At 67.0% G+C, this 15,313-nt stretch carries 14 protein-coding genes; 6 read left to right on the top strand and 8 right to left on the bottom strand.

Translation table 11 applies throughout. The annotated features are described in order from the left end of the window. Positions 1-27: 27 nt before the first annotated feature. Positions 28-3,090, top strand: a complete 3,063-nt coding sequence (locus ACJ8FR_RS12385; protein WP_407828943.1) for a VPS10 domain-containing protein — start codon at positions 28-30, stop codon at positions 3,088-3,090. Here ACJ8FR_RS12385 and rodA read toward each other — a convergent pair. From rodA to ACJ8FR_RS12360, 5 genes are read right to left on the bottom strand one after another with little or no spacing between them, the layout of a single operon-like run. Next, complete coding sequence (rodA, locus tag ACJ8FR_RS12380; protein WP_407828942.1) at positions 3,080-4,207, bottom strand: rod shape-determining protein RodA; 1,128 nt, start codon at positions 4,205-4,207, stop codon at positions 3,080-3,082. The genes ACJ8FR_RS12385 and rodA overlap by 11 nt on opposite strands. Then, a complete protein-coding gene (gene mrdA / locus ACJ8FR_RS12375; protein ID WP_407828941.1) occupies positions 4,204-6,117 on the bottom strand; it encodes a penicillin-binding protein 2 in 1,914 nt (637 codons plus the stop codon). Before mrdA ends, rodA begins: the two co-directional genes overlap by 4 nt. Next, positions 6,114-6,632, bottom strand: coding sequence for a rod shape-determining protein MreD (gene mreD, locus ACJ8FR_RS12370; protein WP_407828940.1), 519 nt, complete (start codon positions 6,630-6,632; stop codon positions 6,114-6,116). Before mreD ends, mrdA begins: the two co-directional genes overlap by 4 nt. 2 nt (positions 6,633-6,634) lie before the next feature. Further along, positions 6,635-7,513, bottom strand: coding sequence for a rod shape-determining protein MreC (gene mreC / locus ACJ8FR_RS12365; RefSeq protein WP_407828939.1), 879 nt, complete (start codon positions 7,511-7,513; stop codon positions 6,635-6,637). A 14-nt stretch (positions 7,514-7,527) separates the two neighbouring features. Next, entirely contained in the window at positions 7,528-8,571 is a 1,044-nt protein-coding gene (locus tag ACJ8FR_RS12360; RefSeq protein ID WP_407828938.1) for a rod shape-determining protein, read from the bottom strand. A gap of 150 nt (positions 8,572-8,721) precedes the next feature. Here ACJ8FR_RS12360 and mutL point away from each other — a divergent pair, with 150 nt between their 5' ends. The 4 genes from mutL to ACJ8FR_RS12340 are packed head-to-tail and all read left to right on the top strand — an operon-like array spanning position 8,722 to position 11,628. After that, a complete protein-coding gene (gene mutL, locus ACJ8FR_RS12355; protein WP_407828937.1) occupies positions 8,722-10,461 on the top strand; it encodes a DNA mismatch repair endonuclease MutL in 1,740 nt (579 codons plus the stop codon). Positions 10,462-10,472: 11 nt separating this feature from the next. Then, positions 10,473-10,856, top strand: a complete 384-nt coding sequence (gene crcB, locus ACJ8FR_RS12350) for a fluoride efflux transporter CrcB (protein ID WP_407828936.1) — start codon at positions 10,473-10,475, stop codon at positions 10,854-10,856. Further along, positions 10,853-11,398, top strand: a complete 546-nt coding sequence (ppa, locus tag ACJ8FR_RS12345) for an inorganic diphosphatase (RefSeq protein ID WP_407828935.1) — start codon at positions 10,853-10,855, stop codon at positions 11,396-11,398. The genes crcB and ppa overlap by 4 nt, the downstream gene beginning before the upstream one ends. Before the next feature lie 59 nt (positions 11,399-11,457). Then, positions 11,458-11,628: a hypothetical protein gene (locus ACJ8FR_RS12340; RefSeq protein WP_407828934.1), complete on the top strand. Its 171-nt coding sequence runs from the start codon at positions 11,458-11,460 to the stop codon at positions 11,626-11,628. Here the strand turns inward: ACJ8FR_RS12340 and ilvC are convergent, their stop codons facing one another. After that, a complete protein-coding gene (gene ilvC, locus ACJ8FR_RS12335) occupies positions 11,629-12,603 on the bottom strand; it encodes a ketol-acid reductoisomerase (RefSeq protein WP_407828933.1) in 975 nt (324 codons plus the stop codon). Positions 12,604-12,612: 9 nt separating this feature from the next. Further along, positions 12,613-13,542, bottom strand: a complete 930-nt coding sequence (gene miaA, locus ACJ8FR_RS12330) for a tRNA (adenosine(37)-N6)-dimethylallyltransferase MiaA (protein ID WP_407828932.1) — start codon at positions 13,540-13,542, stop codon at positions 12,613-12,615. On the opposite strand from miaA, the gene serB reads away from it, so the two are divergent. After that, positions 13,511-14,419, top strand: a complete 909-nt coding sequence (serB, locus tag ACJ8FR_RS12325) for a phosphoserine phosphatase SerB (RefSeq protein ID WP_407828931.1) — start codon at positions 13,511-13,513, stop codon at positions 14,417-14,419. The genes miaA and serB overlap by 32 nt on opposite strands. On the opposite strand, the gene ACJ8FR_RS12320 is transcribed toward serB, so the two are convergent. Further along, positions 14,420-15,301 (bottom strand): SPOR domain-containing protein, encoded by an 882-nt coding sequence (locus ACJ8FR_RS12320; protein ID WP_407828930.1) that lies wholly within the window; start codon positions 15,299-15,301, stop codon positions 14,420-14,422. It lies immediately after the preceding gene. Between the last annotated feature and the right edge of the window lie 12 nt (positions 15,302-15,313).

The following is a 15,313-nucleotide window of genomic DNA, read 5'->3' as shown; positions in this document are numbered from 1 at the left end:
TTCGCTTCGTTCCAAGGTGATTGCCGAGTGAAAGTTCCAACCAGGCTGCTTGTCGCCATTTGCGTGCTGGGAGCCCCGGCTGCCGCGTCGGCCGCAACCGTCGATCCCGCGCTTTTCCAGGACCTGCACTGGCGAATGGTCGGCCCATTCAGGGGCGGGCGCGTGCTTGCGGTCGCCGCAGCCCCCGACGACCCGCGCCGATTCTATTTTGGAGCCGTCAACGGCGGGGTGTGGCGCAGCGACGATGCCGGGCGAACCTGGATCCCGATCTTCGACCAGGTGAACGTCGGGTCGATCGGCGCGATCGCCATCGCTCCGTCGGCGCCCAAGGTCATCTATGTCGGGACTGGCGAGGCCGACATGCGATCCGACATCGCGCAGGGGATCGGCATGTTCCGCTCGGCCGACGGTGGCGCCAGCTGGCAGGCGATCGGCCTGACCGATACCCAGCAGATCAGCCAGATCCTGGTCGACCCCCGCAACCCAGAGGTCGTGCTCGTCGCGGCGCTCGGCCATCCCTACGGCCCAAACGAGCAACGCGGCGTGTTCCGCTCGACCGACGGCGGCAGAAGCTGGACCAAGACGCTCTTCAAGGATGCCGACACCGGTGCGATCGACCTGACCTTCGAACCGGGCAATCCGAGCGTGGTCTACGCCGCGCTGTGGCAGACGAGGCGGCCGCCGTGGAACACCTATCCGCCTTCGAACGGCCCGGGCACCGGGCTGTACAAATCGACCGACGGCGGCCGCACCTGGCGGCACCTGACCGGGCACGGCCTTCCCGCTTCCCCGGCGCGGATCGGGCTTGCGGCCAGCCCGGCGAAACCGCACCGGATCTATGCGCTGATCGACAGCAGCGAGGCGACGCAAGGCGGCCTCTATCGATCGGACAACAGCGGAGCGGCGTGGACGAAAGTCACCGGGGACAAACGCATCTGGAACCGCGGCTGGTATTTCGGGCAGCTCGCGGCGAACCCCAGAAATGCCGACCAGCTGTGGGTCCAGAACACGATCCAGCTCCGTTCGGACGACGGCGGCGCGCATTTCATTCCGATCAAGGGCGATCCGACAGGCGACGATTTCCACACATTGTGGATCGACCCGAAAAATCCCGATCGGCGAATTCTCGGCGTCGACCAGGGGACGCTGGTCACCGTCAACGGCGGGAAGACGTGGAGCAGCTGGTTCAACCAGCCGACCGCGCAGTTTTATCACGTGTCGACCGACAACCGCTTCCCCTACCGGATTTACGGGTCGCAGCAGGATTCGGGCGCGGCAGCCGTGCCGAGCCGCAGCGACAGCAAATATGACGGGATCAACATCACCGAGTTCCACGAGATCACCGCGGGCGGCGAAAGCGACGAAATCGCGCCCGATCCGGACGATCCGGACACGGTCTATGGCGGGCGGGTCGAGCGCCTCGACCTCAAGTCCGGGCAGACGCGGAATGTCGATCCGACGCTGGCGTTTCCGGGCGATTATCGCGGCGAGTGGACGCTGCCGCTGACCTGGGGCAAGCGCGACCACGCGCTTTATTTCGGCAACCAGCGGCTGTTCCGCACCGCGAACGGCGGCCAGACCTGGGTTCCGATCAGCCCCGACCTGACCCGCGAGAATCCCGGAGTGCCGCCGACGCTCGATCCGCCGACGGCAAAGGACACGGCGACCAAGGGCCCACGGCGCGGCGTCATCTACGACATCGGCACATCGCCGATCCGCGACGGCCTGATCTGGATCGGTACCGATGACGGCCTGATCTGGCGCACCGACGACGCCGGCGCTCACTGGACCAACGTCACTCCCGCATCGCTGCCGCCGTGGTCGAAAGTGGGCATCATCGAGCCGTCGCACTTCGACCTCAATGTCGCATACGCCGCGATCGACCGGCACCGCGTCGACGACCAGCAGCCGATCATCCTGAGGACCCGGGATGGCGGCCGGACCTGGGCCGAAATCACCAACGGCTTGCCCAAAGAGGGCGGGCCCAATTCGGTCAACGTCGTGCGCGAAGACCCGGTTCGGGCCGGATTGCTGTTCGCGGGCACCGAGCGCAGCCTCTTTGTCTCGTTCGACGATGGCGACAGCTGGCAGCCGCTGAAACGCGGACTTCCGGCGACATCGGTGCGCGACATCAATATTCACGGCGATGATTTGGTGATCGCGACCCACGGCCGCGGTTTCTACGTGCTCGACGACATCGTCCCGCTCCGTGCCCTGGCCGGGAATGCCGCGGCGGGCATCCATCTCTATCCGGCCGCAACCGCGGTTCGGGTCAACGAGCCGTCGTTCACCGGAACGCCGATGCCCAAGGACGAGCCGCTCGCGGCCAATCCGCCGCTGGGCGCGATGATCGATTATGCGCTTCCGGCAAACGTCACGGGGCCGGTGCAGATCGCGGTCTACGACCGGGGCGGGGCATTGGTGAATCGCTTCAGCAGCACCGACCCGGTCAAACCGGTCGACCTGTCGAAGCTTCCGGTCGCGCCGGAATGGGTGGTCGCGCCGCAGCCGCCCGCGGCGTCACCCGGGCACCACCGGTTCGTTTGGGATCTTCATTACGCCAAGCCCATGGGCTCCAAGGACGACGATTCATTGAGTGGCGTCTGGGCTCCTCCGGGTCCCTACACGGTGGAGCTGACCACTGCCGGGCAAGTGCTTCGGCAGCCGCTGACCGTTGTCGCCGACCCCCGAGTGAAGGTCAGCCAGGCCGACTTCGAGGCGCAGTTCCGCCTGGCGAGGCAGATCGAACAGGCGAGGGTTCGCATGCGCTCGATGACCGAGCAGGCGACCGAACTCAAGAACGGCCTCGGCAAGCTCAAGGGACAGCCGGCGGCCGACGCGTTGAACGCGGAGCTCGATCGGCTGGTCGGGGAGGCGAAGCCGATCGGCGGCGCGACCGCGCCGACGACCTTGACCAGCGTCTCCGAATGGCTCGACAATCTCGCGCAGGCCGTCGACGGTGCGGATGGCGCGCCGACGCCGGACAATCTTCGCGGCTTCGCAATTGTGTCGTCGGCGATGGACAGTCTCGAACCACGGTGGAGGGCCTTTGCGGTCAGGGCCCGCGCCAGCGTCGCGGTTAGCCGCTAATCTCGAATGAGCTGCGAGACCCCGTGCGCTGCTGGCGCTCGAGGGCCATCAACAGGCCGAGGCACAGCATCACGGTCATGACGGCCGAGCCGCCGAAGCTCACCAGCGGCAGCGGGACGCCGACCACGGGTGCGAGCCCCATGACCATCATGAGGTTGATCGCGACGTAGAAAAAGATCGTCGCCGACAGACCGGCCGCGGCGAGCTGGGCGAAACGCGTGCGCGCGGTCTGCGAGACGCGCATGCCCCAGCGGATCACGGCGGCGAAGGCGAAGATCAACAGGACTCCGCCGACCAGGCCCCATTCCTCCGACATGGTCGCGAAGACGAAGTCGGTATGGCCCTCAGGCAAATATTGGAGGTGGCTTTGGCTGCCGTGGAGGAAACCCTTGCCCCAGATGCCGCCCGAACCGATCGCGATCTTCGACTGGGCGATGTGATAGCCGGCGCCGAGTGGGTCGCTCTCCGGATCGAGGAATGTTGCGATGCGCTTCTTCTGATAGCCGTGCATCATCCCGTAGATGACCGGTGCGGCTACCCCGACCGCGACTGGCGGCGCGGCGAACAGCCACCAGGGCAGCCCGGCAAGGAACATGACCGTGACTCCGCACAGCAAGACCATGATGCAGGTGCCGAGATCGGGCTGGACGAGGATCAGGGCGGCCGGCACGCCGAGCAGGAGGAGCGCGGGCCACACCGCGCGCCACTTGCGGATCTCGGCGGCGGGAACCAGCTCGTAGAAACGCGCGAGGCTAAGCACGATCGCGGGCTTCATGAACTCCGACGGCTGAAGGCGGATCGGGCCGATGTCGAGCCAGCGTTGTGCGCCCTTGCTCACAAATCCAAGTGCCTCGACCCCGATCAGCATGATCAGCGTCGCGCCGTAGAGCGGGAAGGCGATCGCCTTGATGGTCGATTCGGACAGCCACGACATGGAGATCGCAATGCCGAGGAACGCGACAAAGATGATCGCCTGCTTCATCGCCCAGGGGCGCATCGACCCGCCGGCCGCCGAGTAGAGCACGATCAGCCCGAACGCCGCGATCCCGGCGACGAGGAAGATCAGGCGCCACGGCAGTTTGGCCAGCGGCCGCGGAATGATCGCGGAGGTGATCATGCCTTTTCGGCAGCGAGCGGCAACAGGCCGTTGGCCGAGCGCCAGCTGGCGGTCTTGCGCGCCAGCCGCTCATCGGTCGTACCGCCGATGCTTTGTTCGAAGGCCTGCAGGGCTGCGATCGCCTTTTGGCGGTCGTAGAGGAACAGCAAAGTGTCGCGGACCAGCGGGGCCGCAACCGCTGCGCCAAAGCCACCATGCTCGACAATCGCTGCCGCTGCGTAGCGCGGATTGTTGAACGGAACGAAGGCCATGAACAGCGAGTGGTCGCGAAGCTTCCATTGTGACGCGGTATAGTCGCCGCGTTCGCCGGCGCTAAGATTGTGCGTCTGCGCGGTCCCGGTCTTCCCCGCCATCTGGATGCCGTCGAGCGGCAGCTTGGCGCCGGCGGCCGTGCCGTGATCGACTACTCCGGCCATGGCGAGCCGGATGAAGTCGAGGTGATCCTGATCGACTGCGAGCTGCGTCTGCGGCACGATCGGCTTGTTCATGAGCAGGCGCGGGACCACGCGCTTCCCGGTCGCCAGGCGGCTCGCCATGACCGCGAGCTGCATCGGGTTGATCAGCACCATGCCCTGGCCGATCGACATGTTGACGGTGTCGTATCCCTGCCACTTCCGATGATATTTACGCGTCATCCAGTCAGGGTCGGGGATGGTCCCGTAGCGCTGGTTGTCGAACGGCAGGTCGAACCTCTCGCCAAAGCCCATCGAGCGCACCATCGGCGAGAGCTTTTCCGCCCCGACCCGAAGGCACATGGTGTAGAAATAGACGTCGCAGCTATGGACGACCGCCGCGTCCATATCGACTGGACCATGGCGCTTGTCGCAGTGGAAAGTGTGATTCCCGAGTTGAAAGGCTCCGGTGCAATTGACCTTTTGCTTGCGGTCGATCCCGGCGTTGAGAAGGGCCATCGCCATCGACGGTTTGATCGTCGACCCGGACGGGTAAAGGCTCTCCAACGCCTTGTCGACGAGTGGCAGATGGTCGTCGCCCGATAGCATCTTCCACTCGTTCTGACTGATGCCATCCGAGAAATTGTTCGGGTTGAACGACGGCATGGACGGCATTGCGAGGATGTCACCGGTGGCCACATCAATGACCACGATAGCCGCGGACTGGTCACCGATCCGCCGTGCCGCATATTGATGAAGGTCGGAATCGATCGTCAGCTGGACGGTACCACCGCTGCGGTCGGGCTTGGGATCGAGCTCCTGGACCAGCTTGCCGCGGGCGGTAACTTCGACCCGCTGGCCGCCGGGCTCGCCGCGGAGCACCGGCTCCAATGTCTTCTCAAGGCCTTCCTTGCCGATCTTCACACCAGGGATGAGGAGCAGCGGGTTCTTGTTCTCTTTTTCATATTCGGTCACCGAGGCAGCGCCTACGTAGCCGATGAGCTGACCGACGCTTGACCCGCCCGGGTAGAATCGGGTGAACCCGCGCGATGCGGCGACGCCAGGCAGGTCGGGCAGGCGCACCGTGATCGCGGCATATTGCTCGTAAGGCACGTTGTCCGCGACGGAGACCGGCTGAAAGCCGCGCGACTGCGACAATTCGCGGGTGATCCGGTCGACCTCGTCGGGCGGCAGGCTCATCAGGCGCTGGAGCTCGGCGATGATCTTCGGTCCGTCGACGATCTGTTGCGGGATGAGGTCGACGCGGAAGCTCGCCTTGTTGATGGCGATCGGCTTGCCGTCCCGGTCGATGATCCAGCCACGCCGCGGCGGGACCGGAATCAGCTGGACCCGGTTGCTCTCGCTCAGCAGCTGGTATTTCTGGTTCTGCGCGATCGCCAGCCAGCCCATCCGTCCGATCAGCAGGCCGCCCACGGCCGCCTCGGCGCCGCCCAGCACCATCATCCGCCGCGAGAAGGTGATCGACTGATGGGCCATCGTGATCCGCATGTGCTTCATCGCCCGAGCCTCCAGGCGTCGACGCGCGATACGACCCAGGCAAACAGGGGGAAGACGCAGATCGAAATGATCGTCGGCGCAGCCATCTGGCTTAGCGGCGGGGCCGCCTCGACCAGCTTGGCGATGCGCCACTGAAACCATTGGTCAATCGTGATCAGCACCCCGGCAAGCACCCATTCCGTCCGATAGTCGCGCCACATGGTTCGGCGGTCGATCAAGTCGAGCGCCAGCATTGTCGCGCTCCACAAAGCTATTGAAAAGCCTATCGGATAACCGGTGAACAGGTCGTTGACGAAACCGAGCGGCGCGGCCCACCAAGCGGGCCAGGGGTCGGCCCGGAGCAGCCGCCAGCTGATAAACACGAGATAGGCAAAATCCGGGTACCAGCCGCTGGTCGAAATGATCGGCAAAGCGGCGAGCAGCGCGGCGGCAACGACGGTCGCGGCCGGAATGTAGGCGGCCATCGGCCACGGCGCCTGCCCGATTCGGCGCGTCGGCGTCAGTGCGGTACGCACCATTAGCGATTGTCCGCCGCGGCCGGCGCATTTTCGGCGGCCATCGCAGCCGGTTCGAATGGCGGTTCGACCATGCCGAAGCTGGTGGTCGCCGGATCGGCCAGCGGAAGAGCGACGGCCCCGTCGTCGTCCAGCTTCACCACCCGCGCGATCGGGACCAGCGGCGGGTACAAGCCGCCGGTGCCCGACGTGATGATGATGTCGCCGCGCTTGAACGGGTTGCGCCCGACCTCGAGCGGGCGGACGTCGATCGTGCCGTCGCCGCGGCCCTGGGCGATGACCGGGATGCCGTTTCGGAGCAGCCGCGCCGGCACGATGCTCGCGCGGTCCGAGACCAGCAGCACGCGCGAGGCGAGAGATCCGGCGTCGATGATCCGGCCGACGAGCCCGTCGGGCGAGCGGACCGGCATACCGATCCTGACGCCGTCGCTCGTGCCCACAGACAGGATGGCGAAGCGCCGCGGGCTGTTGAAGGACGAGCCGACGATCCGGCCGACGGCGATCGTCGCGCGCTCTTGCTCACGCAGCTGGAGCACGGCCTTAAGCTGGCGGTTCTCCTGGAAGATCGCCTTGGCTTCGACCATCCGCCGGAGCATCGCCTGGCGCTCGCGTTTCAGCTCGGCATTCTGGTTCGCCGCGTCCCAATAATTGCCGGCGCCGGTGAAGACGCCTTCGGTGGTTGCGGCGACCTCATGCAGCGCGCCGGCGATTGGCCCGGTGACGTCGAGCGCGGCACCTCGCACCCGTTCGAATTGCTGCGGGGCGACGAGCGAAAGCGTGAGCAGGATCAGGCCGACGATGATCCCGGCAATCACAGCGATTAAGCTGAAGAACAGCCCGTATTGGGCTCGACGCGACCAGCCCGGGCGCGCGGTCGCCACCGCTTACGTCCCCGCTAGGCGGTTTGGAGGACGCCGCGGAACTGCTCTTCCTCCAGCGCGCGGCCGGTGCCGAGCGCGACGCAGGTGAGCGGATCGTCGGCGACGGTGACAGGGAGGCCGGTCTCGTCGCGCAGCACTTCGTCGAGGCCCTGGAGCAGGGCCCCGCCGCCGGTGAGCACGATACCCTGGTCGCAGATATCCGCGGCCAGTTCGGGAGCAGTGTTCTCGAGCGCGATGCGGACGCCCTCGACGATCGTCCCGACGGGCTCTGACAGCGCTTCGGCGATCTGGCCCTGGTTGATCGAAATCTCCTTGGGCACGCCGTTGACGAGGTCGCGGCCCTTGATGTGGACGGTCTTGCCGATGCCGTCGAGCGGCGGTTTGGCGATTCCGACTTCCTTCTTGATCCGCTCGGCCGTGGCCTCGCCGATCAGCAGATTGTGGTTGCGGCGGACGTAGGAGCTGATCGCCTCGTCCATCTTGTCGCCGCCGACGCGCACCGACGTGGTGTAGGCGAGGCCGCGGAGCGAAAGCACCGCGACCTCGGTCGTCCCGCCGCCGATGTCGACGACCATCGATCCGATCGGCTGAGTCACCGGCATGTCGGCGCCGATCGCCGCGGCCATCGGCTCCTCGATCAGATAGACCGCGCTGGCGCCGGCGTTGGACGCGGCGTCGCGGATCGCGCGCCGCTCAACCGAGGTCGATCCCGAGGGCACGCAGATCACGATCTCGGGAAAGCGCCAGGCGCGCATCTTGCCGCCGTGGACCTTGTGAATGAAGTGCTTGATCATCTGCTCGGCGACGTCGATGTCGGCGATGACTCCGTCGCGCAGGGGCCGGATCGCCTCGATCTGGTCCGGGGTCTTGCCCATCATCAGCTTGGCGTCGTCGCCGACGGCCTTGACCTTCTTGACCCCGTTGATGGTCTCGATGGCGACGACCGACGGCTCATTGAGCACGATTCCGCGGCCACGGACGTAGACGAGCGTATTGGCGGTTCCAAGATCGATCGCCATGTCGTGCGACATCCATTTGAACCAGCGATTCCAGAACATTCGATCCCGCCCTCTAGATTGATTTGGCCCGCCGCCCGGGCTTCACGCAAACTTTAATTCTGATTGTTCTCAGGCCATTGAATGCAATCTGAATTTTCCAGAAAAATCAGTGCTTCGCCGGCCCATCCGGATTGGGTTAAGACCCTTAACATGTCAATAAGAAGGCTGCCGCCCGAGCTCATCAATCGCATCGCCGCGGGCGAGGTCGTCGAGCGGCCTGCAAGCGCGCTCAAGGAGCTGGTCGAAAATTCACTCGACGCCGGGGCGACGCAGGTTGCCGTTCGGCTTCACGCCGGCGGGCTCGAGCTCGTCGAGGTCGCCGACGACGGCGGCGGAATGGCGCCCGACGAGATGCGCCTCGCGCTGGAGCGGCACGCCACGTCCAAATTGCCGGGCGACGCCATCGATCGGGTCACGAGCTTCGGCTTCCGCGGCGAGGCCCTGCCGTCGATCGCCAGCGTCTCGCGGCTGACGCTCGAGAGCCGGGTGCGGGACGGGGACGGCTGGCGAATCGAGATCGACCATGGCGAAGTGGCTGGCGATGGGCCGGCCGCGCTGCCCCCGGGCACGAGGATCCGGGTCGAGGGCCTGTTCGACAAGGTGCCCGCCCGGCGCAAGTTCCTGCGCACGCCGCGGGCCGAATATGCCGCTTGCCTCGACGCCGTGAAGCGGCTGGCGATGGCGCAAAGCGATGTCGGCTTCACGCTCGACCATGACGGACGGCGGATCCTGACCCTTCAGCCGGCCGATCCGCCGGCGCGCGTCGCCGAGATCCTGAGCCACGAGCTCGACCGCCACGGGGTCGGCATCGACTGCACGCGCGATGGCCTGAGGCTGACCGGAGTCATCAGTCTTCCGACCTTCAACCGCGGCGTGGCCGACCAGCAATATCTGTTCGTCAACTCGCGGCCGGTGAAGGACCGGCTGCTGGTCGGCGCGCTGCGCGCCGCTTACCGCGACCTGATCGCCCGCGATCGCCACCCGATTGCGGCATTGTTCCTCGAAGTCCCGCTCGAGGAGGTCGACGTCAACGTTCATCCGGCCAAGACCGAGGTGCGGTTCCGCGACTCCGCGGCCGTGCGCGGCCTGATCGTCGGCGGTCTCCGCCGTGCGCTGGATGAGGAAAGCGGGCGCAGCGCCGCGCATGAGCAGGCCGCGGCTCCGGTGATGTGGACGAGCAGCGCGAGCTACGCGCGCGACCTCAACCGGGAGCGCACGGACTCCGCGGTGCGCGAGGTACAGCAATCCTTCACGCCGGTGGGCTTCGTGCCCCAGGGCCGGGCTGAGCCCGCGGCCGAGCCGGTCCCGGCTTTTCCGCTTGGCGTCGCCCGCGGCCAGGTCGCCGCGACCTATATCGTCGCCGAAGCCGAGGACGGCCTGGTGATCGTCGACCAGCACGCCGCGCACGAGCGATTGGTGCTCGAACGGATGCGCGCGGCGCGGGAGGGTGGGATGGTCGACCGCCAGGCGTTGTTGATCCCTTTGGTTGTCGAACTCGACGAACCCGACTGCGATCGGCTCGAAGGCGCCGCCGCCGATCTTTCGGAAATGGGTCTCGACGTTGAGCGGTTCGGGACGGCGGCAATGTTGGTCCGCGCAGTGCCGGCAGCGCTCGGCAAGACCGACGCCGCGAGGCTGCTCGGCGACCTTGCCGCCGAGATCGCGGAGCTCGGCGGGCCGATGAGCCTGCGCGACAAGCTCGACCATGTCGCGGCGACCATCGCCTGCCACGGCTCGGTCCGAGCTGGGCGGGTGCTGAGCGTCGCCGAGATGAACGCGCTGCTGCGCGAGATGGAGGTCACGCCGCGCTCGGGCCAGTGCAACCACGGCCGCCCGACCTGGGTGAAGCTCGGGCACGGCGAGATCGAAAAATTGTTCGGTCGAAGGTAAGCGCCGGCGCGATGCTCTACCTGATCGTCTTCCTCGGCGCCGGGATCGGCGGCGCGCTCCGCCACGGAGCCAATGTCGGCGCGACGCGCCTGTTCGGCTACGGCTTTCCATTCGGGACTCTGATCGTGAACGTCGCCGGCTCGTTCCTGATGGGACTGCTCGCCGGCTATTTCGCTTTTCGCCCCGGGATCGGCCAGCATGCGCGGCTGTTCCTGACCACCGGCATCCTCGGGGGATTCACCACCTTCTCCGCTTTTTCGCTCGATACCGCTTTGCTGGTCGAGCGCCACGCTTATGGCCTCGCCGCCGGCTATGCCGTCGGTTCCGTCGCCGCGAGCGTCTCCGCATTGTTCTTCGGCCTGGCGATGTTTAGGGGCGGGGCGCATCTGCCATGAACATCGATCTCATCCCGACCGGGGACAATCCCCCGGAGAATCTCAACGTCGTCATCGAAGTCCCCGCCGGCGGCGAACCGGTGAAATACGAATTCGACAAGAAATCCGGCGCCCTGTTCGTCGACCGCATCCTCCACACGCCGATGCGCTATCCGGCGAACTACGGCTTCGTGCCCCACACGCTCTCGCCCGACGGCGACCCGCTGGACGCGATGGTCATCGCGCGTTCGCCCTTCGTGCCCGGTTGCGTGGTCCGCGCCCGACCGATCGGAGTGCTCAACCTCGAGGACGAGCATGGCGGCGACGAGAAGCTGATCTGCGTACCGATCGACTCCACTTTCCCTTATTATTCCGACGTCGGCGAGCGCCAGGACCTGCCGTCGATCGTGCTTCAGCAGATCGAGCATTTCTTCACCCACTATAAGGACCTGGAGCCGGAAAAGTGGGTGCGCGTCGGCCATTGGGGCGATGCCGCCGATGCCCGGCGGATCGTCATCGAAGCGATCGAGCGGGCCAAGGAAACAGCTGCCGCGGTCATCTGAGAGCGGTGACTTTCGTCGACGATTCTGCTACCATCGCCGGAAGGCAAGGAGGGCGGGCCATGGCGGACCAGGACCGGATTTACTTCGCGCGCCGCGCCGCCGAGGAGCAGGAGCGCGCGGCGGCTGCGTCCAGCGCCGACGCTGCCGAGGCGCACCGCAAGCTGCAGCGCGTCTATCTCGAGCGGGCGAGCGTCGGCGACCGGCCGGATTGCCGCGAGACGATCGGCTGATCAGCCCTCGGCGTCGCTGAGCCGGCGATATGTTTCTTCGAGCAGCGTTTCGCGATTTTTTAGCCGGGCCTTCTCGAGCCGCGGGTAGCCGCCCGATTCTTCCTGCCTGAGCTCGGCAGCGAACTTGCCGGCGCGAACTTCCTCGAGGACTTGCGCCATGCGCTGCCGTACGCCCTCGTCGATGATCCGCCGCCCGCCGAGCAAAGCACCAAGCTCTGCGGTGTTGGAAATCACCTCGCGCATGCCCGCGATCCCGCGCGCTTCGATGAGGTCGGCGATCAGCTTTAGTTCTCCGACGCATTCGAGATAGGCAAGCTCCGGTGACACGCCCCCCGCGACCAGAGTTTCGAAGCCGGCGATCAGCAGCTCGGGCACGGCGCCCCACACCACGGCCTGCTCGTTGAACAAATCGGCCTCGGCTTCTTCCGCGAAGCTCGACGCGATCAGGCCGGCGCGGCCGCAGCCGATCGCGCGGCCGTAGGCGAGGGCGAGGTCGCGCGCGCCGCCGGTCGCGTCCTGCGCCACCGCCCAGACCGCGATCATGCCTTTCCCCTCGGTGAAGAGCGAGCGAAGCGCGGTGCCCGGTCCCTTGGGCGCGACCATGAACACGTCGAGGTCGGCGCGCGGCTCGACGAAGCCGAAGCGCACTGAGAGGCCGTGACTGAACCCGAGCGCCGCTCCGTTGCGGACGTGCGGCTCGATCTCGCGGTACAGAGCGGCATGGATCTCGTCCGGCGCGAGCACCATGACCACGTCGGCCGACGCGACGGCCGGTTCGAGCAGTGCCGTGGTCAGGCCCACCGCCTCCGCCTCGTTCGCGCTGCCTGAGCCGCCGCGCAGGCCGACCACGACGTCGATGCCGCTATCGTGAAGGTTGAGCGCCTGGGCGCGGCCCTGGTTGCCGTAGCCAAGGATCGCGACCCGCTTGCCGGCGAGTGGCGCGGGGTCGATGTCGGCGTCGCGGAGCAGGTTCATGCGCGGCGCCTAGTCCTTCCCCTTGAGCAGGGCCAGCGCTTGCCCGAGCCGCTCGATGTCGAGCGCTTCCTGGAATCGTAGCCAATCGGCAGGCGGTTGGTGCGCGAACCAGGTGTATTGCCGCTTGGCGTAGCGCCGTGTCGCCTGCTGGCCCGCCGCGACCGCCTCATCCAGCGAGCATTGGCCGAGCAGGTATTGCGACAGTTCGCGAACCCCGATCGCCCGCATGACGGGCAGGTTGGGGTTGAGCTGTCGCGCAAGCAGGGCTTCGACCTCGGCGACCGCGCCTTCGTCGATCATATGGGCGAATCGCTCGTCGCAGCGTGCGTACAGCCACTTGCGCGGCGGCAACAGAAGCAGCGGGCGAAGCTCGACCTCGCCGGCGATGCCGCCTTCGCGCTGCCGCTGCCATTCGGCGAGAGTCCGGCCGGTCGAGAGGATGACCTCGAGTGCCCGGTTGATTCGCGCGGTGTCCGCGCGATTGAGCCGTGCCGCGGCGCCGGGATCGAGAGCCTGCAGCTTGGTTCGGTTCTCGTCGGCGGACGCGTGGCGGACGCGCGTGCGCACGCCGGGATCGATCGCCGGCACGGGTGCGATCCCGTCGAGCAGGGTGCGGATATAAAGGCCGGTGCCGCCGACGAGGATGGGCACCTGGCCGTTTGCGTGGATGGCGGCGATCTCGGTCCGAGCCATCGCCGCCCATTCGGCGGCCGAACAGGGAAGCGCCCCGTCGCGCGCGCCGTACAGGCGATGTTCCGCCCTTTTCAGCGCGTCGGCGCTCGGAGCAGCGCTCAAAATCTTCAGGTCTTGGTAGATTTGCGCGCTGTCGGCGTTGACGATCACGCCTCCAATTTGCTCAGCAAGCGCGAGCGCCAGCGCGGACTTGCCGCTGGCGGTCGGCCCGGCGATGAGGGTCAACGGAGGTTTGGGCGAAGGCATGGCAATCGCGACGCTGATAGCAGCGGGGCAGCTTGATGACAGGCTGATCGACCGGGTGCTGGGCCTGCTTCGGGAGCTCGACCCCGCCGCGATCTTCCTGCGCTGGATCGACGAGGGCGACGCGGCCGACCTGCGCTTTGCCGGCAAGGGGAGGGACGCGCGCTGGACCCTCGAGGGACTGGAGGGCGTCGACATTGTCGTCCAGGCCGACGAGCCGCGGTGGAAGCGACTCCTGGTCGCCGACATGGATTCGACGATCATCGGCCAGGAATGCATCGACGAACTCGCCGATTATGCCGGCCTCAAGGATAAGGTCGCGCGAATCACCGAGCGCGCGATGCAGGGCGAGCTCGACTTTCCGGGCGCGCTTCGGGAACGCGTGCGGCTGCTCGCCGGGCTCGATGAGCGCGCGCTCAAGCGCTGCCTCGACGAGCGCGTCCACCTGACCTCAGGCGCGGAAACGCTGGTTCAGACCATGCGCGCCGGAGGCGCCAGCTGCCTCCTCGTTTCGGGCGGATTCCTGTCCTTTGCCGAGCCGGTCGCCAAGACGGTGGGGTTCGACCGTGTCCGGGCCAACCGCCTCGTTTTTGCTGGTGGCAAGCTTTCGGGGGAGGTCGGCGACCCGATCGTCGACGCCGTGGCCAAGCGCGAAGCGCTGGTCGAGGCCCGAGCCCAGCTCGGACTGAGGAAAGAAGACGTGCTCGCGATCGGCGATGGTGCCAACGACAAGCTGATGGTCGAGGAGGCCGGCCTCGGGATCGCGTTCCGCGCCAAGCCTGCGCTGGTCGAAGTCGCGGATGCGGAGCTTCGCCATCACGGCCTCGACGCTTTGCTGTGGGTGCAAGGCGTTCGGCGCCGCGACTGGTTCCGGCGCTAGCTACTTCCCCGGGACGGGGAAGCACGCGCCGCCGACAGCGACACAGGCGCTGGCCGCGGCGGCCTTGCTCGCGAACGGGCCGACCTGCAGGCGAGTGATCGAGCCGGCCGCGACATAATAAGGACCGCGGCCCGCCAGCACGGGCTTGCCCGACAGGCGCTGGTAAAGCGCCTCGGCCGTGGCGCGCTGGGAGAAAGCGCCGAGCTGGATGCGCCAGCCGCCGCTTGCGTCCGCGATCGGCGCGGGCCTTGCCGCAGCCGGAGGGGCCGGTTTCGTTACCGACGGCTTGGCCGTGGCTGGTTTGGAAATATTTGGTTTGGCCTGAGCCGTCCGCACTCGCTTTGCCGTCGCTGCGACGGGCGAGCCGCTCGGGATCGAACGGGCGAGCGCGATGCCCTTCTGCCGGTCCGCGAGAGGCATCAGTTGATCGAGCTGGGCAAGCGTGTCCTGCGCCGGCGCGAGGCCCTGCGCGGCGGAGCGGCTGACATAGGCGTAGCCGAGCACGCGATCCTGCGCCACGCCGTCGCCATTGAACAAAGCGGTGCCGATGACCAGCAGGGCGCGCGGCTCGCCCTGGTCGGCGGCCTGCTTCAGCCATTTTAGCCCCTCCGCGCGGTCGCCGTTCTGGAAGACCAGCAGGCCTAGCGTCGTCTCGGCGTCGAGATGGCCGCTGCGGGCCGCACGCTCGAACCAAATCTTGGCCGCGGCCAAGTCCAGCGGCACACCGCGGCCGAGGCGGTAGGCCTGGCCGAGATTGAACTGGGCATCGGCATCCCCGCCTTCGGCGAGCGGCCGCCAGATGGCGATCGCGGCGGGATAATCGGCGCGCTGCCACGCATCGATGCCCGCCTTGACCGATTGCGCGCACAGCGGCGCAGCCATCGCCGCGGCCAA

The organism is Sphingomonas sp., assembly GCF_045810705.1.
GTDB lineage: Bacteria > Pseudomonadota > Alphaproteobacteria > Sphingomonadales > Sphingomonadaceae > Sphingomicrobium.
This window is presented reverse-complemented; position numbering and strand designations above follow the sequence as displayed.